Below are 21,926 nucleotides of genomic sequence, written 5' to 3' on the forward strand. Positions count from 1 at the left end.
TACGAGTACGAGTACGGGCCTGCCCCGGCCGTACCGGCAGCAGGGGAGCGTCCGCCGTCCGGTACGCGGCGGGCTCGCGCTCAGCGTCCGACGGCCGAGCGCATCCTCTTGTAGGCACCCACGGGGTCGTCGCCGTCCATGTAGTACCAGGGGGATTCCGTGACGCGCCCCTCGGTCGCCGCGAACGCCTCCCGGGCCTCCTCCAGGGACTCGGTCAGCGAGAACGCCATGGCGAAGGAGTTGAGCACATCGACACCGGGGCCCTCGGGGTCGAAGTCGGGGTGCCGGTAGGAGTGGTCGGCGGCCTCGTTCAGGGAGGCCATCACCTCGGGGCTCATGATGTACGCGTTGTCCGCGCCGCGTTCGAGGTGGAGCCACTGCTCGATATGCGCGTCGGCAACCAGCCCGCCGAGCCACGTCCCGGCGGGGGCCTTGAGGGCCGCCGTCCGCGCGAACTCGTGCATGGCCTCGTGGGAGCCGCCCCACTTCTCGCAGACCTGCTGCAGATGGGACGTGTGCACACCGAAGTGGTGCGGATCGCGCCGGGTCGCCGCCTCGAACCGGCGGTGGGCCACGGTCTGCCCCACCTGGAGGGCGCGTCCGGTGGTCAGCAGGCCGTGCCAGGGCGCGACCCAGTCCGGTTCGCGCTCCGCCGCCTCGAACAGCCACTCCTCGCCGGTCCGCAGCCGGGCGTGGAAGATCTCGAACTGCTTGCGCGACACATCCTTGGCGCGGGCGCTGGTCCGGGCCTCCCAGCCCCAGCTGATCTGGCGGAAGCCGCCGACGACCCGGGGCAGTGCCGCTTCGGGCTCGGCCTCGATGATCTTCGGGATCCACCGCTCGACGCCCGCGGTGTCGGCGACGGCCCAGATCAGCCGGGACCGTCCGTCGTTCTCGGCCCGTCCCAGGACCATCTGCTGCACCAGGTCCCAGTCGGCGGCCGCCGCGGCTTCGCGCACCACCGGCAGCTCGGGATCGTCGTAGTCCTTGACCAGCCGTGCGGGCGCTCTGCCCGTCAGCTTCCCCAGCGTCCGGCCCATGGCCCGGAGCACCGCCATGCTTCCCCACCTCTTGCTTGTATGTGATCGACGGAGCGGCCGTCGATCACGCCCCCTCGTGGAGGTAGTGACTATCACGGTTGTCCGACAATCACCCACTTCATTGGCCGGTGATCACCGGTCGGCGGGCCGTCCCGTACGGGACGCGGCCGTCCTTATACCGGGCATACGGAACTCTGCGCCCCTTCTCACCGCGCCCTCAGATCCTTCTCAGACTCCGCGGGGACAGTCGGTGACATGAGCGACCAGTACCGTGACGACGCCCCGCACTCCGTACCTCCGCCGCCTCCGTACGCCCCTTGGCCCCCGCGGCCGGAGCCCGAACCCGGGCCCCGGGCGCGGGCCCGCAAGAAGGCGCGGGGGTCCATCGCCCTGCTGGTCGCCGTGGCCATCGGGGCGGCGACCGTCGGCGGGGCCGCCTCCACCGTGCTGGGGCAGCTCACGGACGACCGGGCGAGCCGGTCCTCCGCCGGTGTCCAGGGGACCAACGTCTCCGCGAACCGGTCCGCCGGAAGCGTCGCCGGGGTCGTGGAGGCGGTCGCCCCCAGCACCGTGGAGATCCGGGCCGCCCAGGGCACCGGGCAGTCCACCGGATCCGGCGTGATCATCTCCTCGGACGGGGAGATCATCACCAACAACCATGTGCTCGCCGGGGCGAAGACCGTCCAGGTCCGGCTCAGCGGCGGCAAGACCTACACCGCGGACGTCGTAGGGACCGCCCCCGACAAGGACCTGGCCCTGATCAAACTGCGGGGCGCGAGCGGGCTCAAGGCGGCGCAGCTCGGGGACTCCGGCAGTCTGCGGGTCGGCGACCAGGTCGTCGCCATCGGCTCGCCGGAAGGGCTGACCGGGACGGTGACCAGCGGCATCGTGTCCGCGGTCGACCGGGACGTCACCGTCCCCAAGGGCTCCGACCAGCCCCGGCAGCCGGACCGGAACTGGCCCTTCGAATTCGGCGGGCAGCAGTTCAACGGAGGCGCGGGCGAGTCCACGACCACGTACAAGGCGATCCAGACCGACGCGCCCCTCAACCCCGGCAACTCCGGCGGGGCGCTGATCGACATGCAGGGCCGGATCATCGGCATCAACTCGGCCATGTACGCGCCGAGCAACGGCAACGGGGCGGCCGCCGGGAGCGTGGGCCTCGGCTTCGCGATCCCCGTCGACACGGTGAAGAGCACGCTGGACGACCTCCGCGCAGGCGCGGGTGCGGGCAGCGGCACCGGTGCCGGTGTCTAGAGCGGCCGGGCCCGGGGACGGGGACGCACCCGCGCCAGGGTCCGCCGGAGCACCCGGGCCTGAAGGCTCCTGGACCGTGCCCGGGCCCCGCGCCGCCGAGGTCCTTTTCGGGGGCGGGCCGTGCGAGGCTGGCGGTATGACCGAGAGCCGCGACCAGAACCCGTACGCCGACCGTGTACTGATCGTCGACGACGAGCCCGCCGTGCGCGACGCCCTCAAGCGCAGCCTCGCCTTCGAGGGGTACGACACCGAGGTCGCCGTGGACGGGCTCGACGCGCTCGGCAAGGCCGAGACGTACGCCCCCGATCTGATCGTGCTGGACATCCAGATGCCCCGGATGGACGGGCTGACCGCGGCCCGCCGGATCCGGGCCGGCGGCTCCACCGTCCCGATCCTGATGCTGACCGCCCGGGACACCGTCGGTGACCGCGTCACCGGTCTCGACGCGGGCGCCGACGACTATCTGGTGAAGCCGTTCGAGCTGGACGAGCTGTTCGCCCGGATCCGGGCCCTGCTGCGCCGCAGCGCCTACGCCGTCCCCGTACCGCTGGACTATGCGCTCGACGAGCCCGGGGACGTCCTGGAGTTCGGGGATCTGTCGATGAACCTCAGCACCCGCGAGGTGTACCGCGGCGAGCGCCCGGTCGAGCTGACCCGTACCGAATTCACCCTGCTGGAACTGCTGCTGACCCATCCGCGGCAGGTCCTCACCCGCGAGCAGATCCTCAAGGCGGTCTGGGGCTTCGACTTCGAGCCCAGCTCCAATTCGCTCGATGTGTACGTGATGTACCTGCGCCGCAAGACGGAGGCGGGCGGGGAGCCGCGGATCGTGCACACCGTACGCGGCGTGGGCTATGTGCTGCGGTCCGCCGGGGGCGAGGGGTGACCCACCACCCCGGGACCGCACAGCACCCCGCCCCGCCCCCGATGCCCGCCCGGCCGCCCCGCGGACCCCGCGGGCTGCCCGGTCTGGTCCACCGCTACCGCAGGCTGCCGCTGCGCTCCCGGCTGGCGCTGCTGGTCGCCGTGGCCGTCGCCGCCGCCGTCGCCGCGGTCGCCGTGGTGTCGTGGGCGCTGACCCGCAGCCAGCTGAACGCCGAGATGGACCGGTCGCTGGAGAACACCCGGGCGCCCAAACAGGTCGTCCTGGACGCGCTGAAGAAGTGCGCGGGCGCCGACGACGGAATCATCGTGGGCACGAAGGCGACCGAGTCGTTCGCGTACACGCAGATGGTGGCACCGGACGGTCAGCGCTGCGTCGCACCGTACAGCCGCCCGGTGAAGGTCACCCCGCTGGACGTCGCCGTCGCCGACGGCCGGTCCGAGAGCGCGCTGCACAGCAGTGTCACGGACAGCGGCCAGCAGGTGCGGGTGCACACCACCGTGCTGCGGACGGAGAGCGGGGACATCGCGGTCTCCGTCTCCCGGCCCCTCGACGAGATCAGCACCTCCCTCAACCGGCTGGCGCTGATGCTCAGTCTGCTCGCGGGCGTCGGGGTGCTGGGCGCGGGCGCGGCCGGGCTCTGGGTGGCCAGGGCCGGGCTCCAGCCCGTCGACCGGCTCACGGACGCGGTCGAACACGTCGCGCGTACGGAGGATCTGACCGTACGGATCCCCGCCGACGGCGACGACGAGATCGCCCGGCTCTCCCGCTCCTTCAATGCGATGACCGAGGCGCTGGCGTCGTCCCGGGACCGGCAGGCCCGGCTGATCGCCGACGCGGGCCATGAACTGCGCACCCCCCTGACCTCCCTGCGGACCAATATCGACCTGCTGGCGCGCAGCGAGCGCACCGGCCGGGCGATCCCGCCCGCCGACCGGCAGGCGCTGCTGGCCAGTGTGCAGGCGCAGATGGCGGAGCTGGCGGCGCTGATCGGGGACCTCCAGGAGCTGTCGCGGCCGGACGGGCCGCAGGACGGCGACGGGCCGCTGAAGGTCGTCGCGCTCCACGAGATCGCGGGCACCGCGCTGGGCCGGGCCCGGCTGCGCGGTCCGGAGCTGGTCTTCACCGACGACCTGGCGCCCTGGTACGTACGGGCGGATCCGGCCGCGCTGGAACGGGCGCTGGTCAACGTCATGGACAACGCGGTGAAGTTCTCGCCGCCGGGCGGGACGGTCGAGGTGCGGCTGCGCGGCGGCGAACTGACCGTGCGCGACCACGGACCCGGGATCCCGGCGGAGGAACTCCCGCATGTGTTCGACCGGTTCTGGCGCTCCCCGTCGGCCCGGGCACTGCCGGGCTCCGGGCTGGGCCTGTCGATCGTGGCCCGGACGGTACGGGCGGCGGGCGGCGACGTCCGGCTGGAACCGGCGCCGGGCGGCGGCACGATCGCGGTCCTGCACCTGCCGGGAGCGACGGCCCCACCGCCGGGGACACCGGGCACGGGCTGAGGCGCCGGGCGGGGGCCGAGACGGCGAGGACGGGCGTACGGGCGCCGGCCGAAACACCGGGTCCGTGTTCCCCGAGCTGTCCAGCGCGCTGGAGAGGCGGCGCGAGGGCGGTCCCCTACCAGCCCTGCTGGCGCGCGCCCAGGACCTCGCTCCCGATGTGCGCGGCGAGTTTCTCGGCCCGGGGCAGATCCCCGGACTTGTACACGCTGACGAAGACGGTGTGGTGCCCGGTCCACTCGCCCCACTGGGCTTCCTCGCCGTGGAACACGACTTGGACCCCGTCGTATCCCCACGACCCGCAGCAGTCCGTTTCGGGGTCCTCGGGCCACTGGCCCGACCAGTTGACCGCGGCCTGGCCGGAGCCGAGAGCCGCCACGAAGTCCCGCTCCACGCTTCCCCGCGGCACCTCCGTCATCACGCTCATCGGCAGATGCGGCTCAAGGGCCGCGTCGTCGGATGCCGCGATGTCGAGGTCGAAGCGGAGCTTCTCGCCCGCCGGGCCGGTCCGGTGGCCCCGGTGGTCGAAGTCCGCTTCCGGCAGAACCGCGGCCACCCGCCGCAGATCGGGGACTGTACGGAACTCGGCGAAGAGGTCGACCTCCTCGTCGCATACGGCCAGCAGCGCGGCCAGCCGCTCGGCCTGTGCGAAGGCCATGGCCGGGTCGGTGGTCCGGAAGACGGGATAAGCCGCTGCGATGCCCATGCGCAGAAGGATCACATCCCCGGTCCGGGGCCGCCCGGAATTTCCGGACACCGCCGCCCGGGGGCACCGGACCGGCCCGGGTGGGCAAGGGCCCCGATGCGCCGGAAGGTGCCGGACCGGCGTCGTACCGAAGGGCCCTGGCGTGCCGAGGGGGCGGCGGCCCGGCCGGGCCGCCGCCCCCTCACTCACTGTCCTTTACTTCACGACCGTGATGCGGCCCGTCGCCGGCGGCACCAGCGGCGAAGCCGCGCTGGAGTTCGCGCCCAGGTGGCCGATGAACACATCCAGGTCCGACGCGCCGACCAGCTTGTTCTTGTGCTCCTTCAGCACCGCGAAGCCGTCGCCGCCGCCCGAGAGGAACTCGTTCATCGCGACCCGGTAGGTCTTCGCCGGGTCGATCGGCTCGCCGTTCAGCCGCACCGAGTCCGTGACGATCCGGTCCGCGCCGGTCTTCGTCAGGTCGAGGGTGTACGTGAAGCCCTTCGACACCTGAAGGATCTTCGGCGACGCCTGGTTGGAGCCGCTGACCTGCTGGCGCAGGGCCGTCAGGAGCTGCGCGCCGGTCAGGTCGACCACGTTCATCATGTTGGTGAACGGCTGGACGGTGAACGCCTCGCCGTAGGTCACGACCCCGTCGCCCTCGGCGCCGGACGCCTTGTGGACCAGGGGTGCCCGGATTCCGCCCGGGTTCATCAGGGCCAGCTGCGCGCCGCCCTTGTCGGCCGGGGAGAGCGCGGCGAGCTGGGCGTCGGCGATCAGATTGCCCAGCGGACGCTCCTCGGCCACCGGGTTGTCGATGTCCGCGGCGATATGGCCGACGGGACGGTTCGCTATCGGACCGGCCAGGGTGTTCCAGCGGTCGATGAGCGCGGTGATGTCCGGCGCCTTCGGCACATCGCGGGTGACGACGTGGTTGGTGGCGCCGACCGAGGTGCGGACGATGTCCTTGGTGCGCCGGTCGTAGGTGAGGGTGGTCTCGGTGAACAGCCGTCCCGCGGAGGACGCCGAGGTGACCGTGCGCGGCTTGCCCGCCGGGTCCGGGATGGTGCAGGCGTACGCCTGGTGGGTGTGGCCCGTGACCAGCGCGTCGACCTGCGGGCTGACGTTCTTGGCGATATCGACGATCGGGCCGGAGATACCGTCGCCGGCACCCGGGCTGTCGCAGTTGTAGTTGTACGAGGAGGAGGCCGGGAAGCCGCCCTCGTGCAGCAGCGCGACGATCGACTTGACGCCCTTGCGCTCCAGGATCTTCGCGTACTTGTTGATCGACTCGATCTCGTCGTTGAACTTCAGGCCCTTGATGCCCTCGGCGTTGACGATGTCGGGGGTGCCTTCGAGGGTCACCCCGATGAAGCCGATCTTGACGCCGTTGCGCTCCCAGACGAAGTACGGGTCCAGCAACGGCCGGCCCGACTTCTCGTGGGTGACATTGGCGGTCAGATAGGGGAAGTCGGCGCCCTTGAACTTCTTGCCCGGCTCGAAACAGCCCGCGGTGGGGTGGCAGCCGCCGTTCTGGATCCGGCCCAGCTCCTTGGCGCCCTCGTCGAACTCGTGGTTGCCGACGGAGGAGACGTCCAGACCGAGCTTGTTCAGCGCCTCGACGGACGGCTCGTCGTGGAAGAGCCCGGAGAGCATCGGGGTGGCGCCGATCAGATCGCCCGCGGCGGCGGTGACCGTGTACCGCTTGCCCTTGCGGGCCTCGCGCAGATGCGTGGCCAGATACTCGGCGCCGCCCGCGTCGATGGTGCGGGTGGTGCCGTCGGGGTTGGTGTGGGTGACGCGGCCGCCGGAGCCCGACGGGGGCTGGAGGTTGCCGTGGAAATCGTTGAAGGAGAGCAACTGCACATCGACCGTGCGGCCGTGGCCGTGGCCCTTGCCGCCCCGCTCCGCCCGGTCCTGCTCATGGGCGCCCGCGGTACCCGGCAGCGCGGCCAGCAGCGCGCCGACGGTGGTCAGTCCGGCGACGGCCCCGAGCAGCCGCCGGTTCCGGCGGGTGCGGTGCGCACGGTTCGGTCTGCTGAGGGCACCCCGGCCCTCCGGCCCCTCGGGGCTCGTTCCCTGCGGAATGGCTGACATCTTTCCCTGATTTCCCCTCGGTCGGCGCGACTGCGGCGAAGGCTGCCCCGGCAGCCTAGGGTCAACGCGCGTAGCGCGAACAGAGGGTCGAGGGTCACAACTCGGCCATCGTGATCCCGCTATCAACCCTCGGTACCCCTTCTGTGGTCATTTCCACCGATGACCAGTCGGCAGCACCAGCAAGGAGCGCGCGCATGACGGTGACCAGGGTGGCAACGGATACGGGTGGGCAGCGGGCAGGGGCCCGGCGGAGAGCAGCCCGTACGGGCGTGGTCGCCCTGCTCGCGGGGGCCGTGGCGGCCGGAGCACTCGCCGCCCCGGCACAGGCCGGAGACCGGACCCCGGCCACGGCGGTGGACGCGGCGGTGGCCGAAAAGCACTCCCGTCACGCGGCCACCCAGCAGGCGATCGAAGCCTTCGTGGCGACCGGCACGCCCGGTGCCACGGTCACCGCCACCGACGCGCACGGCGTCTGGCGGAGCGCGGCGGGCATCGGCAATCTGGAGACCGGCAAGAAGCGCGGCGCGAACGACCTCTTCCGGGTCGCGTCCATCACCAAGACCTTCGTGGCCACCGTCCTGCTCCAGATGGAGGCGGAGGGGAGGCTGAGCCTCGACGACACCGTCGACACATGGCTGCCCGGTCTGATCCGCGGCAACGGCAACGACGGTCGCAAGATCACCGTACGCCAGCTCCTCAACCACACCAGCGGCATCTTCAACTACACCTCGGACCCGGACTACGCGCGGAAGTACCTCCTTGAGGGCTATCTGGAGAACCGCTACGAGAACGTGCCGCCGGAGTACCACATCAAGGTGGCTCTGTCGCACCGGCCGGACTTCGCGCCCGGCACCGGGTTCAGCTACTCCAACACCGGATACGTCCTCGCCGGCATGATCATCGAAAAGGTGAGCGGGCGGACGTACGAGCACGAGGTACGGAAGCGGATCATCAAGCCGCTGAAGCTGCGGTCCACCTCCAACCCCGGCGACACCGTCGAACTGCCCCAGCCCAGCAGCCGCGCCTACTCCAAGCTGACGCAGACCCCGGACGCCCCGGCCGCGAAGATCCACGACGTCACCGACATCCACGGCTCCCAGGGCTGGGCGGACGGCGACATCACCTCCAGCGCGGCCGACCTCAACCGCTTCTACAGCGCCCTGCTGCGCGGAAAGCTGCTCTCCCCGAAGCAGCTGAAGGCGATGAAGACGACGACCACCGCGTCCAACGGGTGGTACGGGCTCGGGCTCTACAAGACCGCGCTGAGCTGCACCACCGTCTGGGGCCACGGCGGCGGCGCGGCCGGCAGCCTCTCCGAGGCGACGACCACCGAGGACGGCCGCCACCAGATCGCCTTCAACATCAACGGCGACTGGGCGGCGAGCTACGACCAGTTCACCGCCGTACTCGAAGCGGAGTACTGCGGAAAGAAGCCCGGGGCCGCGAAGCCCGGGGCCGCAAAGGCCGCACAGGACACGAAGGCAGCACAGAGGGCGCAGGACCGGTTCGGTTCCGCCCGTAACACCCTCGTGAACAGGGGCTGATCGACATGCCGAAGACTCCGGGCAGATCCGCCCACCGCAGCATCATCCCGCGCCGCCCCGCCCGCCCCACCGGGCGCAACCGGGACACGGCCCGGCGCCACCGTCTCCGTACCACCACGATCGCCCTGGTCACCGGCGCCCTGGCGGCCACCGCCTTCGCCGCGCCCGCCCGCGCCCAGGACGGCCCCGCGGACCGCGGACACCACCGGGCGACCCAGCAGGCGCTGGACGCCGTCGTCGCGGGCGGACTGCCCGGGATCACCGCCGCCGCCACCGACCGGCACGGGCTGTGGCAGGGCGCATCCGGTATCGGCGACCGGCGGACCAAGGCCCCCCGCGGGGTGAACGACCGCTTCCGGATCGCGTCCATCACCAAGACCTTCGTGGCCACCGTCCTGCTCCAGATGGAGGCGGAGGGGAAGCTGAGCCTCGACGACACCGTCGAGAAATGGCTGCCAGGAGCCGTCCGGGGCAATGGCAACGACGGCCGGAAGATCACCGTACGCCAGCTCCTCAACCACACCAGCGGTATCTACGACTTCCTCGAAGACCCCGCCTACATCGCCAAGTACATGTCCGTCTCGGGCTTCCTCAAGCACCGCTACGAGTACCGCAGCCCCTGGGTCGCGGTCGTCGCCGCGATGCGCAACGCCCCCACGTCCCCGCCCGGCACCCGGCAGCAGTACTCGAACACCAACTACGTGCTGGCGGGGCTGATCCTCCAGAAGGCGGGCGGCCGGTCCTACGAGACGGAGGTACGGAAGCGGATCATCGAACCGCTGAAGCTGCGCGCCACCACCGTCCCCGGCAACAGCAGCCGGATGCCGGAGCCCAGCAGCCGCGCCTACTCGAAGTTCTCACTCGACCCGGCGGCGACGAAGGTCTACGACGTCACCTTCCAGAACGCCTCCCAGAGCTGGGCCGAGGGCGACATGATCTCCAGCGCGGCCGACCTCAATCGCTTCTACAGCGCCCTGCTGGGCGGAAAGCTGCTGCCGCCGGAGCAGTTGAAGGCGATGAAGACCGTGATCCCGGACCCGGACGATCCCTCGACGGGGTACGGGCTCGGTCTGCAGAGCTTCAACACGAGCTGCGGCACCGTCCTGTGGGGCCACACCGGCGGCTGGTTCGGATCGCTGTCGGTGGCGGTGACCACGGAGGACGGCCGCCACCAGCTCGCGTTCAACACCAACGGGGACTGGCGGGGCAACGAGCTGGGCCTGCCCATGGACGCGGAGTACTGCGGTACGGCACCGGCGGCGGCATCCGGCCGAGCTGGAACCGAGGCCGGGACCGGGGTCCTCGGCGCCGAACGGAAGAGCCGGACGGGCTTCTGACGGCGGGCGGTACGGGCGCCGGGCGCCGAGCCGGGCGTCAGCGCCCCGGTTCGCCGCTACGGGCTCCGTACGGGCCGAGCGGCCGTACGGAGCCCGGGCCCGGACCGGACCGGGGCGTTCCGGGGTGTTCGGGGGCCCGTCAGGGGCTCCCGCACTCCTCCGGCTCCCCGCCGCCCTCTCCCGTACCGTCCTCCGGCTCGGGCACCACACGCAGCGTGGCCATCAGCTCGTCCGCCAGCCGCGTCACCTTCTCCGTCTGCGCCATATTGCGCCAGGTGAAGGACGCCAGGACCAGGCTTCTGACACCCGGCGGCAGCACCGCGTAGGTGAGCGAACCGGTGTCCTGCCGCCACAGCCCCAGGAGTTGCCGGGTCCGGACCTGCGACCCGACCCGGACCGCGGGCCCGGCCGGGAGGTCCGGATAGGTCACATCGGGACCGGCCGCGGTGCCCGGGGCCGACCGGTCGAGCAGCAGCGCCCGGGCCTCGTCGAGTCCGGGCCGCGCCGGCCCCTCCCGATCCTCCGCGTCGGCCGCCGCCGGCTCGGACCAGGTGTCGAGATAGGTGTCGATCACAAAGTCGGCGACGGCCTCGCCGGTGCCGGAGTAGAAGGCCGCGGCCATCACGGGCGCCTCGGCGTTGAGCGCGGCGGCCCGGTCGGCCACATCGTCGAAGAGCGCCTTCTCGTCGATCCGCAGCCCGCGCGGACCGTAGAGCTCCACGGTCCGCCGGGCCAGTGCCTCCGCCTCGGTACGCGCACCGGTGGCCAGCGTCAGATCGACCCATCCGGGGCCGAGTTCGACGCAGCACACCAGGTCCTCGACCGGGGGAGCTTCCTCGTCCTGTGCGGTCACGTCTCGTTCCTACCAGAGGGGACCGGGCGCTGTTCGCGGTTGTGCGATTCAGGGCCGTACCGCCGGGGAATCCGGGGCCCGCGCGGGCCCCGGACCGGTGGGTTCACAGCACTTCGGCCGTGGATGTCAGGTGATATCGGCTGCTGTCCCCGGCTGCCGGTAGATATCGGCAGGTGTCCGAAGGGATCGGGTAAGGGGCGGCCGCGGGCCGGGCCCCGCCGTACCGTGCCCGCCCCGCCGTAGGCTTCCCCCATGACGACAGACGCAGTGACCCCGGAGTCCGGACGGCGGATCGAGAGCCTCGACGCCCTCACCCCCGACCGGGCCGAAGCCGTCCTCGCCCTGCTCGACGCGGCCGCGGCGGCCGACGGGACGCAGGCCGTCTCCGAGCAGGGACGGCTGCAACTGCGCGGCGGCAAGCGGGAGGGCGTCCGGCATCTGCTGCTCAGCTTCGGCGGCGAGCTGGTCGGCTACGCACAGCTCGAAGACACCGATCCGGTCGAGGCGCCCGCCGCCGAGCTCGTCGTCCACCCCTCCCACCGGGGCCGCGGCCACGGCCGGGCGCTCGGCAGCGCCCTGCTCGCCGCCTCGGGCAAGCGGCTGCGGGTCTGGGCGCACGGCGGCAAGTCCGCGGCCCGCCATCTGGCGCAGGTCCTCGGGCTGACGCTCTTCCGCGAACTGCGGCAGATGCGCCGCCCGCTGGCCTCCCCCGACACCGCGGGCGAGGCGCCCGCGGATCTGCCGGAGCCGGTCCTGCCGGCCGGGGTCACCGTCCGCACCTTCGTCCCGGGCCGGGACGACGAGGCGTGGCTCGCGGTGAACGCCGCCGCCTTCGCCCACCACCCCGAGCAGGGCGCGCTCACCCAGCGCGACCTCGACGACCGGAAGAACGAGCCCTGGTTCGACCCGCGCGGTTTCTTCCTCGCCGAACGCGGGGGCGAGGTGATCGGCTTCCACTGGACGAAGGTGCACGCCGCGGAGCAGCTCGGCGAGGTGTACGTCGTCGGGGTACGGCCCGATGCCCAGGGCGGCGGCCTCGGCCGGGTCCTCACCGCGATCGGGCTGCGGCATCTGGCCGCGCAGGGCCTGCCGACGGCGATGCTGTACGTCGACGCCGACAACACGGCGGCGGTACGGGTCTACGAGCGGCTCGGCTTCCGCACCCACGAGGTGGACCTGATGTACCGCACGGAGTCGTAGGGGAGCCGTACGACTACGGCTTCCTCGGAAGCGGGGCGCGCGCGGACCGTATGCGCCCGTACCCCCTCCGTACCCCTTTCCCGGCGGCCCGGCCCTCACCCGAACGGGGGAACACCCGGCGGGTGCCGGGTCCGGGCCCCGCCGTACCGTCCGGCCTGCGATTCCGGGACGTCATGTCCTCGTTACCGGGCATTCAGACGGCGCTGGGACCCTCACCCAATGCAGCCAGCCGTACCCGGCCCCGTACCCGAGCCCGTGCCGGATCGCGTACCGCACCGGGTACGGATCATCACACCCCCCTCCGACGCGCCCATCGCCCCCCTGACGCGGAAGAATGGGTTCATGAGTCAGCAGCCTGCCGAGGCATCGGTCCAGCACCCGCAGCCGTCCGTCGGTTCCATAGCCGCCCACCGGCCCCACACCGTGGCCGCCACGGTGTCCGATCTGGAACCCGATCTCGACGCGGACCTCGACGCGTACGAGGAGGACCACCCGGGCAACGGCACCGAGCTGCCCGCAGGCCGCTTCCTGGACCGGGAGCGCAGTTGGCTCGCCTTCAACGAACGGGTGCTGGAGCTGGCCGAGGACCCGGCGACCCCCCTGCTGGAGCGGGCGAACTTCCTCGCCATCTTCGCCTCCAACCTGGACGAGTTCTTCATGGTCCGGGTCGCCGGACTGAAGCGCCGCATCGCCACCGGGGTCGCGACCCGCTCGGCGTCCGGCCTCCAGCCGCGCGAGGTGCTGGACCTGATCTGGAACCGCTCCCGCGAGCTGATGGCCCGGCACGCCGCCTGCTTCCAGCAGGACGTGTCACCGGCGCTGGCCGAGGAGAGCATCCACCTCATCCGCTGGCCGGATCTGACCGAGAAGGAGCAGGCGGGGCTCTTCACCCTGTTCCGGCAGCGGATCTTCCCCGTGCTGACCCCGCTCGCCGTGGACCCCGCGCACCCCTTCCCGTACATCTCCGGGCTCTCCCTCAACCTGGCCGTCGTGGTGCGCAATCCGGTCAGCGGCCACCGCCACTTCGCCCGGGTCAAGGTCCCGCCGCTGCTCAACCGCTTCCTGGAGGCGTCCCCGCAACGGTATGTGCCGCTGGAGGACGTCATAGCGGCCCATCTGGAGGAGCTGTTCCCCGGGATGGAGGTGCTGGCGCACCATATGTTCCGGGTCACCCGCAACGAGGACCTCGAAGTCGAGGAGGACGACGCCGAGAACCTGCTCCAGGCCCTGGAGAAGGAGCTGATGCGGCGGCGCTTCGGACCGCCGGTACGGCTGGAGGTCGAGGAGTCCATCGACCCGTACGTCCTCGACCTGCTGGTCCGCGAACTGAAGATCACCGACGCCGAGGTGTACCCGCTGCCCGGGCCGCTCGACCTGACCGGTCTGTTCGGGATCGCCGCACTGGACCGGCCCGAGCTCAAGTACGCCAAGTTCATCGCGGGCACCCACCGCGATCTGGCCGAGGTCGAATCGGCGTCCGCGCCCGATATCTTCATGGCGCTGCGCGAACGGGACGTCCTGCTCCACCACCCGTACGACAGCTTCTCCACCTCCGTCCAGGCCTTCCTGGAACAGGCAGCGGCCGACCCGGACGTCCTCGCCATCAAGCAGACGCTGTACCGCACCTCCGGCGACTCCCCGATAGTGGACGCGCTGATCGACGCCGCCGAATCCGGCAAGCAGGTCCTCGTCCTGGTCGAGATCAAAGCCCGCTTCGACGAGCAGGCCAACATCAAATGGGCGCGGAAACTGGAGGAGTCGGGCTGCCACGTCGTCTACGGCCTCGTCGGGCTCAAGACGCACTGCAAGCTGTCGCTGGTGGTCCGCCAGGAGGGCGAGATCCTCCGCCGCTACTCGCACGTCGGCACCGGCAACTACCACCCCAAGACCGCCCGGCTCTACGAGGACCTCGGACTGCTGACCGCCGACCCGCAGGTCGGCGCGGACCTCTCCGACCTCTTCAACCGGCTCTCCGGCTACTCCCGCCGGGAGACCTACCGCAGGCTGCTGGTCGCCCCCAAGTCGCTCCGCGACGGACTGGTCTCGCGGATCAACAAGGAGGCCGCGCACCATCGCGCCGGACGTCCGGCGTATGTACGGATCAAGGTCAACTCGCTGGTCGACGAGGCCATCATCGACGCCTGCTACCGGGCGGCGATGGCGGGCGTACCGGTCGACATCTGGGTCCGCGGCATCTGCGCCGTCCGGCCGGGCGTCCCCGGGCTCTCGGAGAACATCCGGGTCCGGTCCGTCCTCGGCCGCTTCCTGGAGCACTCCCGGGTCTTCGCCTTCGGCAACGGCGGCGAACCCGAAGTGTGGCTCGGCAGCGCCGACATGATGCACCGCAACCTCGACCGCCGTATCGAGGCGCTGGTACGGGTCACGGACCCGGCCCACCGCGCCGCCCTCACCCGCCTCCTGGAGACGGGCATGTCCGACACCATCTCCTCCTGGCATCTGGGCCCCGACGGCTCCTGGACCCGGCATTCGACGGACGCCGACGGCCAGCCGCTGCGGAACGTGCAGGAGATGCTCATCGACGCGCGGAGGCGCCGGCGTGCACAACCCTGACCCGACGGCGACAGCACCCCCACCCCCACCACTGCCGGCCCCGGACCTGGCCCGCCCGCCGGAGCCCGCGGCACCCCGGGGGGCGGCCCCGGCCGGTCCCGCGGCGCTCGCGGGCGAGGCCGTCGCCGGATATCTCCACGAGCACGCCGCCGACTTCCTCCGCAGCCTGAAACTGCACGGGGAGAGCGGCGCCGACACCGCCGCCGCCGACCGGGCCGCGCGCGCCCTGCGACGGTCCGCGCGGCGTATCGGTGGCACGCTCCACACCTTCCGGCCGCTGCTGGACCCGGACTGGGCCGACGGGCTCCGCACCGAACTGGACTGGCTCTCCACCACCCTGGCGCAGGAACACGCCTGCACCTCCCGGCTCACCCTGCTGCTCGACGCCCTCGCCCGGCTGTCGGGCACCGCCCCCGTACCGCACCAGACCACCGGCGCCACCGCGACCGCCAGCACCACCGTCGCCGGGCCGCTCCCGGCGGGCGCCGCCCGGGCCGGAGCCCTGCTGGAACGCCAGCTCACGCTCGCCAGGACCCGGGCGCACTCCGCCGCGCTCGGCGCCCTCGGCTCGGCCCGGTTCCACGCGCTCGCCGACGCCGTCACCCTCCTCTCGTCCGATCTGCCGCTGCGCCCGCTCGCCGCCAGCCGCGCCGACGACATCCTGCTGCCCGTCGCCGCCGACGCCGAACGCCGGCTTCTGGAAGGCGCCGCGGCCCTCCCGCTGGGCCGCGCCGGGCATCCGTACAACGCCGACGCCCTGGTCCCCCTCCTGGCCGAGCCCGGCCCGGCGTCCGGCGAGGAGGCCCAGGACGCCCCCTGGCACCGGGTCCGCCGACTGCTGCGGCTGCACCGCTACGCCCTGGAGGTGCTGGAGCCCCTGCGCCCCGGCGGCACCCCGCCCGCCCTCACCCGCGCGGGCCTGCTGCTCGACCGCCACCGGGACGCGGCCGAAGCGGCCGGGGCCGCGGCCGTCGCCGCCCGTACCCCCCGGATCGCCCCGGCCACCGCCTACGCCCTGGGCATCCTCCACGCCGACCAGCGCCATGAGGTCGAAGCCGCGCGCTTCGCCTTCCAGGAGGTCTGGCCCGGCTCCCTCGCGGTCCGGACGCGCACCCCGTGACCGGCCCCGCCGCCCCCGGCACCCCGCCCCCGGATCCCGGCCCCGTGCTTGCCGCGGGCTGTGTCCTGTGGCGCGCGGCAGCGGACGGCACAGACCCCGGCGACGTGGAGATCTGTCTCGTACACCGCCCGAAGTACGACGACTGGTCGCATCCGAAGGGCAAGCTCAAACACGGCGAAGAGGCGTACGCGGGCGCACTGCGGGAGACGCTGGAGGAGACCGGTATGGAGTGCGCGCCGGGGGCGCCGCTGCCGACGGTCCGCTATCTCGTCGACGGGCGCCCCAAGGAGGTCCGCTACTGGGCCGCCGAGGCCACCGGAGGCGCCTTCGTGCCCAACGACGAGGTGGACCGGCTGGTCTGGCTGCCGCCCGCCGCGGCCCGGGCCCGGCTCAGCCAGGAGAGGGACCGGGAACTGGTCACGGCCCTGCTGGCCGCCCTGCGCGGCTGATCCGGCCCGCCCCCGCGGCGAACACGCACGACACACCGGCCGAACCCGGCGCCGCCCGGCGCGGGTACGGGGGCGAGAACGCGCCCCGGTGGCCCGAACGCGTACCACCCGTACGGGTAACGGCCCCCACGGCGCCCCCGTTCGCGCGCTAGGTTGCGCACCGTGGGGTGACCGGCGGTCACCGTCCGTCGCCCCGCCCGGACCCCCGTACGCCGACCAGCCCCCGTGAACCCGTGCGTCTCCCCCGCCCCGTAACAGCACTTCTCCCGACCCCCGCCCCGCGCCGGGCCCCGCCCCGGCCGCTGCCACCCAGCCGCCCGGCACGGTTCACCTGCCGTTCACCCACCCCCTCGGGTCACTTCACCTGTTCTGCCTAATTTCGGCCTTACGTGGTGACCGGCACCCGGCCGGCTCCCCCCACCCCCGACCCACGCCGCCCAGCGTCCCGGCATCCGCCGGCGGGCCCGGCGGCTTCTGGAAGGAACACCCGAAAGTGAAGCTTCAGCGCAAGAACGGGCTTCGCGCCACCGCACTCGGCGCCCTTGCCGTCACCGGGGCCCTGGTCCTCACGGCGTGTGGTTCGGACGACAACACGAGCAGCAACGGCACCGGCGCCGGCAAGGCCACCGCCGCGTCGAACATCTCGTGCGAAGGGGCCAAGGGCAAGCTCCTGGCGTCCGGTTCCAGCGCGCAGAAGAACGCCATGGACCTGTGGGTCAAGAACTACATGGCCGCCTGCTCGGGCGTGGAGATCAACTACAAGTCGTCCTCGTCCGGTGAGGGCATCGTCGCCTTCAACCAGGGCACGGTCGGCTTCGCGGGCTCCGACTCGGCGCTGAAGCCCGAAGAGGTCGCCGAGTCGAAGAAGATCTGCAAGAGCGGCCAGGGCATCAACCTCCCGATGGTCGGCGGGCCGGTCGCGATCGGCTACAACCTCTCCGGCGTCGACGATCTGACGCTGGACGCCCCGACCATCGCCAAGATCTTCAACAACAAGATCACCAAGTGGAACGATCCGGCGATCGTCAAGCTCAACGAGGGCAAGTCCCTGCCGGACAAGGCGATCCAGGCCTTCCACCGCTCCGAGGACTCCGGGACGACCCAGAACCTCGGCAAGTACCTGGGCGCCACGGCCAAGGCCGACTGGCCGTACGAGGCCGAGAAGAAGTGGCCCGCCCCCGGCGGCCAGGCCGCCTCCGGCTCCTCCGGTGTCGCGGCCCAGGTCAAGCAGGTCGACGGCGCGATCGGCTACTTCGAGCTGTCGTACGCCACCTCGCAGTCCATCCCCACGGTCTCCATCGACACCGGTGCCGCCGCCCCGGTGAAGGCCACCTCGGAGAACGCCTCCAAGGCCATCGCCGCCGCCAAGGTCAAGGGCACCGGCAAGGACCTGGCGCTGGAGCTGGACTACGCCACCAAGGCCGAGGGCGCCTACCCGATCGTCCTGGTGACCTACGAGGTCGTCTGCGACAGCGGCAACAAGTCCGACACCCTGAGCACGGTCAAGTCCTTCCTGACCTACACGGCGAGCGACGAGGGCCAGAAGGTCCTCTCGGACGCCGGCTACGCCCCGATCCCCGTCGAGATCAACGCCAAGGTCCGCGAGACGGTCGCCGGCCTGAACTGACGCCGACGGCGCACGGCGGCCCGCACCGGGCGCGGACCGGCCCCGTCCGGGCGGGCCGCCCCGCCGGGCCGCCGCCCCGGCCGCCGGGGCCCGCCCGGTGCGCCCCGTGACCCCCGCGCCCCGCGGCCCCGCCCCCGGTCCGGCCCGGAACCCCCTGCTACGTCCCTGTCCGTCCGCCCATCCGGTGCACCGCCGCCAGGGGAGCCACCCCTCCCCCACACAGACCGGAAAGACCATGGTTTCCACGACACCCATAGAACCGATGGACTCCCCGCCCCCCGGACCCGCCGGGGCGGTCACCGGCGCACTCGCCGCCAGGAGCGCCGGTACCGGCCGCGCGGGCGACAAGGTGTTCCTCGCCCTGTCCCGCGGCTCCGGCATCTTCCTGCTGGTGCTGATGGCGTCGATCGCCGTCTTCCTCACCTACCGCGCGGCGATCGCCCTCGCGGAGAACGAGGGGAACTTCCTCACCACCTTCGACTGGAACCCGGCGGGCAATCCGCCGGTCTTCGGCATCGCGGTCCTCCTCTTCGGCACGGTCGTCAGCTCGGTCATCGCCATGGCGATCGCCGTCCCGGTCGCCGTCGGCATCGCGCTGTTCATCTCGCACTACGCGCCCCGCAAACTGGCCGGGCCGATCGCGTACGTGGTCGATCTGCTGGCCGCCGTGCCGTCGATCATCTACGGCATCTGGGGCGCGCTCTTCCTCGTCCCGTATCTGGAGGGCCTCAACCTCTGGCTGGACCACTTCTTCTCGTGGACGTACATCTTCGAGAAGACCCAGATCGGCGTCGCCCGTTCGCTGTTCACCGTGGGCATCCTGCTGGCGATCATGATTCTGCCGATCGTGACCAGCGTGAGCCGGGAGGTCTTCCTCCAGGTCCCCAAGGCGCACGAGGAAGCGGCACTCGCCCTCGGGGCCACCCGCTGGGAAGTGATCCGGATGTCGGTGCTGCCGTTCGGCCGCTCCGGGGTGATCTCGGCGTCGATGCTGGGCCTCGGCCGCGCACTGGGCGAGACGATGGCCGTCGCGACCGTACTGTCCCCGAGCTTCCTGATCTCCGGGCATCTGCTCAATCCGGGCGGCGGCACCTTCGCCCAGAACATCGCCGCCAAGTTCGACGAGGCCAACGAGCTGGGCCGGGACGCGCTGATCGCCTCCGGTCTGGTGCTGTTCGTCCTCACCCTGCTGGTGAACGGCGGCGCCCGCATGATCATCGCCCGCCGCAAGGAGTACTCGGGGGCCAACGCATGAGCCAGACAGCGACCAAGGACAGCATCCCGGCGCCGGCGTCCGCGCCCGCCGCGGCCCGGCTCACCGGCCGCTCCCTCCCCCGCTGGGCACCCGCGGGCTTCGCCGCCGCGGGCATCGCCCTGGGCTGCGGGCTCGGCGCCGCGGCGGGGTGGCACAGCAAGGTCCAGTGGGCGCTGCTGTCGGCCCTGTTCTTCATGGTGATCTCGTACGCCGTCACCTCGGCCGTCGAGAACCGCCGGCAGGCCCGGGACAAGGTGGCCACCAGCATCGTCTGGGTCTGCTTCGTCCTCGCCGTGATCCCGCTGTTCTCCCTGATCTGGGTGACCGTCAGCCGGGGCATCAAGGTCCTCGACGGCTACTTCCTCACCCACTCCATGGCCGGGGTCCCCGGCTTCGAGGCGGGCGGCGGCGTCTACCACGCCCTGGTCGGCACCCTCCAGCAGGTCGGCCTCGCCGCCCTGATCTCGGTGCCGGTCGGCCTGCTGACCGCGATCTACCTGGTCGAGTACGGCCGGGGCGCACTGGCCAAGGCGGTGACGTTCTTCGTCGACGTCATGACCGGTATCCCGTCGATCGTCGCGGGCCTCTTCCTGCTCTCCATCATGCTGATGTTCGAGCTGCAGCCGTCCGGTCTGATGGGCGCGCTGGCGCTGGCGATCCTGATGCTGCCGGTCGTGGTCCGGTCCACGGAGGAGATGCTCAAGCTCGTACCGAACGAGCTGCGCGAGGCGTCCCTGGCGCTCGGCGTGCCGAAGTGGCGCACGATCCTGAAGGTCGTCGTCCCGACCGCGCTCGGCGGCATCACCACCGGTGTGATGCTGGCCGTCGCCCGGATCGCGGGCGAGACCGCCCCGATCATGCTGCTGGTCTTCGGGAGCCAGCTCATCAACACCAACCCGTTCGAAGGCGCCCAGTCCTCGCTCCCCTTCTACATCTGGGAGCAGTACCGGGTCGGCAGCGAGGCGTCGTACGACCGCGCCTGGGCCGCCGCTCTGGTCCTGATCGCCTTCGTCATGCTCCTCAATCTGGTGGCCCGCGGCATCGCCCGCTGGAAGGCCCCGAAGACCGGCCGCTGACCGCGGCGACTGGGAAGTGAAGTGAACTCATGGCCAAGCGAATTGACATCAGCGGACTGACCGCCTACTACGGGAGCCACAAGGCCATCGAGGACATCTCGATGACCGTGGAGCCCCGCTCGGTGACGGCCTTCATCGGCCCCTCCGGCTGCGGCAAGTCCACCTTCCTGCGCACCCTGAACCGGATGCACGAGGTGACCCCGGGCGGCCGGGTCGAGGGCAAGGTGATGCTGGACGACGAGAACCTGTACGGGTCCTCCGTCGACCCCGTCGCCGTACGCCGCACGGTCGGCATGGTCTTCCAGCGCCCCAACCCCTTCCCCACCATGTCGATCTTCGACAATGTGGCGGCGGGGCTGCGGCTCAACGGCTCGTACAAGAAGAACGAGCTGAACGAGGTCGTCGAGAAGTCGCTGCGCGGCGCGAACCTCTGGAACGAGGTCAAGGACCGGCTGAACAAGCCCGGCTCGGGCCTCTCCGGCGGCCAGCAGCAGCGGCTCTGCATCGCCCGGGCGATCGCCGTGGCACCGGACGTCCTGCTGATGGACGAGCCCTGCTCGGCGCTCGACCCGATCTCCACCCTCGCCATCGAGGATCTGATCGGTGAGCTGAAGGAGCGTTTCACCATCGTCATCGTCACGCACAACATGCAGCAGGCGGCCCGGGTCTCGGACCGTACCGCCTTCTTCAATCTGTCGGCGGTGGGCCAGCCGGGCAAGCTCGTGGAGATCGACGACACCGAGCGGATCTTCTCCAACCCGTCCGTCCAGGCGACGGAGGACTACATCTCCGGCCGCTTCGGCTGAGCCGCCGTCTGCTGTACGGCGCGGCGCGCGCCCGCGCGCCGCGCCGTACCCGAACCGTCCTGCGGTGCTGCCTGGCGGTGCCACCGCACGACGAAGGGCCCGCCCCTCCACTTCCCGGGGGCGGGCCCGCGCTCTTTTCTGTGGGGCGGGGTCAGCGCGCGTCTGCGTCGCGTCCGACCAACTGCGTCAGCAGCTCGACGATCCGGGCCTGATGCTGGTCGATCTTCTGCTCCAGGCCGCCGAAACGGGTGTCCAGGCCGTCGAATCGGTTCTCAAGCCCGCCGAGACGGGCGTCCATCCCGTCCAGGCGGGTCTCCACACCCCCAAGACGGGTATACATCCCGTCCAGGCGGGTCTCCACACCCCCAAGACGGGTATCCATCCCGTTCAAGCGGGTATCCACCCCGTCGAATCGGGCACTGACTCTCGCGAATCCATCGCGGACCTCGCGACGGAGCGCGGCCTGCCCCTCGATAACAGCCGCGAAGTTGCCGCCGGTCTGGACCTGGAGCGACTCGACACGGTCCTCGACGGCCTCGACGCGGCGCGTCAGCGCGTCGATTTCGCCCTGGGTGATGGGATCCTCGGGCACAGGCCCTCCTGCACGATCATGGAATAAAG

The 21,926-nt window shown here is 71.6% G+C and carries 18 protein-coding genes; 13 read left to right on the plus strand and 5 right to left on the minus strand.

The annotated features are described in order from the left end of the window. Window positions 1–80: 80 nt before the first annotated feature. On the minus strand, window positions 81–1,058 hold the full coding sequence (locus B7R87_RS14470) for a hypothetical protein (protein WP_006348333.1): 978 nt from the start codon (window positions 1,056–1,058) through the stop codon (window positions 81–83). A gap of 237 nt (window positions 1,059–1,295) precedes the next feature. On the opposite strand from B7R87_RS14470, the gene B7R87_RS14475 reads away from it, so the two are divergent. The 3 genes from B7R87_RS14475 (at window position 1,296) to B7R87_RS14485 (ending at window position 4,688) form a co-directional block, all read left to right on the plus strand. Then, entirely contained in the window at window positions 1,296–2,297 is a 1,002-nt protein-coding gene (locus tag B7R87_RS14475) for a S1C family serine protease (protein ID WP_006348332.1), read from the plus strand. 136 nt (window positions 2,298–2,433) lie between these two features. Continuing rightward, window positions 2,434–3,183 carry a response regulator transcription factor gene (locus B7R87_RS14480; RefSeq protein WP_006348331.1) on the plus strand — a complete coding sequence of 250 codons (750 nt, stop codon included), beginning with the start codon at window positions 2,434–2,436 and terminating at the stop codon, window positions 3,181–3,183. Between the two features lie 41 nt (window positions 3,184–3,224). Continuing rightward, on the plus strand, window positions 3,225–4,688 hold the full coding sequence (locus B7R87_RS14485) for a sensor histidine kinase (RefSeq protein WP_187144628.1): 1,464 nt from the start codon (window positions 3,225–3,227) through the stop codon (window positions 4,686–4,688). 115 nt (window positions 4,689–4,803) lie between these two features. Here B7R87_RS14485 and B7R87_RS14490 read toward each other — a convergent pair whose 3' ends face one another. Together B7R87_RS14490 and B7R87_RS14495 are read right to left on the minus strand one after the other, a co-directional pair. Next, entirely contained in the window at window positions 4,804–5,391 is a 588-nt protein-coding gene (locus tag B7R87_RS14490) for a hypothetical protein (protein ID WP_006348329.1), read from the minus strand. A gap of 195 nt (window positions 5,392–5,586) precedes the next feature. Next, the gene (locus B7R87_RS14495) at window positions 5,587–7,467 is read right to left on the minus strand and encodes a bifunctional metallophosphatase/5'-nucleotidase (protein ID WP_006348328.1); all 1,881 of its coding nucleotides are present in this window, start codon (window positions 7,465–7,467) and stop codon (window positions 5,587–5,589) included. A 194-nt stretch (window positions 7,468–7,661) separates the two neighbouring features. Between B7R87_RS14495 and B7R87_RS14500 the strand changes: the two genes are divergently transcribed. After that, the gene (locus B7R87_RS14500; protein ID WP_045852994.1) at window positions 7,662–9,011 is read left to right on the plus strand and encodes a serine hydrolase domain-containing protein; all 1,350 of its coding nucleotides are present in this window, start codon (window positions 7,662–7,664) and stop codon (window positions 9,009–9,011) included. Window positions 9,012–9,016: 5 nt separating this feature from the next. Then, the gene (locus tag B7R87_RS14505; protein ID WP_006348326.1) at window positions 9,017–10,348 is read left to right on the plus strand and encodes a serine hydrolase domain-containing protein; all 1,332 of its coding nucleotides are present in this window, start codon (window positions 9,017–9,019) and stop codon (window positions 10,346–10,348) included. 139 nt (window positions 10,349–10,487) lie between these two features. On the opposite strand, the gene B7R87_RS14510 is transcribed toward B7R87_RS14505, so the two are convergent. Further along, entirely contained in the window at window positions 10,488–11,201 is a 714-nt protein-coding gene (locus tag B7R87_RS14510) for a hypothetical protein (protein ID WP_006348325.1), read from the minus strand. A 252-nt stretch (window positions 11,202–11,453) separates the two neighbouring features. Here B7R87_RS14510 and mshD point away from each other — a divergent pair, with 252 nt between their 5' ends. From mshD to pstB, 8 genes are all read left to right on the plus strand, one after another. Then, complete coding sequence (gene mshD, locus B7R87_RS14515; RefSeq protein WP_040915767.1) at window positions 11,454–12,401, plus strand: mycothiol synthase; 948 nt, start codon at window positions 11,454–11,456, stop codon at window positions 12,399–12,401. Between the two features lie 342 nt (window positions 12,402–12,743). Further along, complete coding sequence (locus tag B7R87_RS14520; RefSeq protein ID WP_006348323.1) at window positions 12,744–14,972, plus strand: RNA degradosome polyphosphate kinase; 2,229 nt, start codon at window positions 12,744–12,746, stop codon at window positions 14,970–14,972. Further along, window positions 14,959–16,092 carry a CHAD domain-containing protein gene (locus tag B7R87_RS14525; protein ID WP_391118635.1) on the plus strand — a complete coding sequence of 378 codons (1,134 nt, stop codon included), beginning with the start codon at window positions 14,959–14,961 and terminating at the stop codon, window positions 16,090–16,092. Before B7R87_RS14520 ends, B7R87_RS14525 begins: the two co-directional genes overlap by 14 nt. Then, complete coding sequence (locus tag B7R87_RS14530; RefSeq protein ID WP_006348321.1) at window positions 16,089–16,541, plus strand: NUDIX hydrolase; 453 nt, start codon at window positions 16,089–16,091, stop codon at window positions 16,539–16,541. The genes B7R87_RS14525 and B7R87_RS14530 overlap by 4 nt, the downstream gene beginning before the upstream one ends. 493 nt (window positions 16,542–17,034) lie before the next feature. Further along, window positions 17,035–18,168 carry a phosphate ABC transporter substrate-binding protein PstS gene (pstS, locus tag B7R87_RS14535; RefSeq protein ID WP_006348320.1) on the plus strand — a complete coding sequence of 378 codons (1,134 nt, stop codon included), beginning with the start codon at window positions 17,035–17,037 and terminating at the stop codon, window positions 18,166–18,168. A 235-nt stretch (window positions 18,169–18,403) separates the two neighbouring features. Further along, window positions 18,404–19,423 carry a phosphate ABC transporter permease subunit PstC gene (gene pstC, locus B7R87_RS14540; RefSeq protein ID WP_040915760.1) on the plus strand — a complete coding sequence of 340 codons (1,020 nt, stop codon included), beginning with the start codon at window positions 18,404–18,406 and terminating at the stop codon, window positions 19,421–19,423. Further along, window positions 19,420–20,499, plus strand: a complete 1,080-nt coding sequence (gene pstA / locus B7R87_RS14545) for a phosphate ABC transporter permease PstA (RefSeq protein WP_006348318.1) — start codon at window positions 19,420–19,422, stop codon at window positions 20,497–20,499. Before pstC ends, pstA begins: the two co-directional genes overlap by 4 nt. Before the next feature lie 29 nt (window positions 20,500–20,528). Then, the gene (pstB, locus tag B7R87_RS14550; RefSeq protein WP_006348317.1) at window positions 20,529–21,305 is read left to right on the plus strand and encodes a phosphate ABC transporter ATP-binding protein PstB; all 777 of its coding nucleotides are present in this window, start codon (window positions 20,529–20,531) and stop codon (window positions 21,303–21,305) included. A gap of 151 nt (window positions 21,306–21,456) precedes the next feature. Here the strand turns inward: pstB and B7R87_RS14555 are convergent, their stop codons facing one another. Next, entirely contained in the window at window positions 21,457–21,897 is a 441-nt protein-coding gene (locus tag B7R87_RS14555; RefSeq protein WP_006348316.1) for a hypothetical protein, read from the minus strand. Window positions 21,898–21,926 lie beyond the last annotated feature (29 nt).

Origin of the sequence: Streptomyces tsukubensis (assembly GCF_003932715.1) — a bacterium.
GTDB classification, from domain to species: domain Bacteria; phylum Actinomycetota; class Actinomycetes; order Streptomycetales; family Streptomycetaceae; genus Streptomyces; species Streptomyces tsukubensis.

What these genes read in the sequence shown, in the direction of transcription:
- B7R87_RS14470 (WP_006348333.1), bottom strand. Translation starts at nt 1,058, where the DNA reads ATGGCGGTGCTCCGGGCCATGGGCCGGACGCTGGGGAAGCTGACGGGC.
- B7R87_RS14475 (WP_006348332.1), top strand. Translation starts at nt 1,296, where the DNA reads ATGAGCGACCAGTACCGTGACGACGCCCCGCACTCCGTACCTCCGCCG.
- B7R87_RS14480 (WP_006348331.1), top strand. Translation starts at nt 2,434, where the DNA reads ATGACCGAGAGCCGCGACCAGAACCCGTACGCCGACCGTGTACTGATC.
- B7R87_RS14485 (WP_187144628.1), top strand. Translation starts at nt 3,225, where the DNA reads ATGCCCGCCCGGCCGCCCCGCGGACCCCGCGGGCTGCCCGGTCTGGTC.
- B7R87_RS14490 (WP_006348329.1), bottom strand. Translation starts at nt 5,391, where the DNA reads ATGGGCATCGCAGCGGCTTATCCCGTCTTCCGGACCACCGACCCGGCC.
- B7R87_RS14495 (WP_006348328.1), bottom strand. Translation starts at nt 7,467, where the DNA reads ATGTCAGCCATTCCGCAGGGAACGAGCCCCGAGGGGCCGGAGGGCCGG.
- B7R87_RS14500 (WP_045852994.1), top strand. Translation starts at nt 7,662, where the DNA reads ATGACGGTGACCAGGGTGGCAACGGATACGGGTGGGCAGCGGGCAGGG.
- B7R87_RS14505 (WP_006348326.1), top strand. Translation starts at nt 9,017, where the DNA reads ATGCCGAAGACTCCGGGCAGATCCGCCCACCGCAGCATCATCCCGCGC.
- mshD (WP_040915767.1), top strand. Translation starts at nt 11,454, where the DNA reads ATGACGACAGACGCAGTGACCCCGGAGTCCGGACGGCGGATCGAGAGC.
- B7R87_RS14520 (WP_006348323.1), top strand. Translation starts at nt 12,744, where the DNA reads ATGAGTCAGCAGCCTGCCGAGGCATCGGTCCAGCACCCGCAGCCGTCC.
- pstC (WP_040915760.1), top strand. Translation starts at nt 18,404, where the DNA reads ATGGTTTCCACGACACCCATAGAACCGATGGACTCCCCGCCCCCCGGA.
- pstA (WP_006348318.1), top strand. Translation starts at nt 19,420, where the DNA reads ATGAGCCAGACAGCGACCAAGGACAGCATCCCGGCGCCGGCGTCCGCG.
- pstB (WP_006348317.1), top strand. Translation starts at nt 20,529, where the DNA reads ATGGCCAAGCGAATTGACATCAGCGGACTGACCGCCTACTACGGGAGC.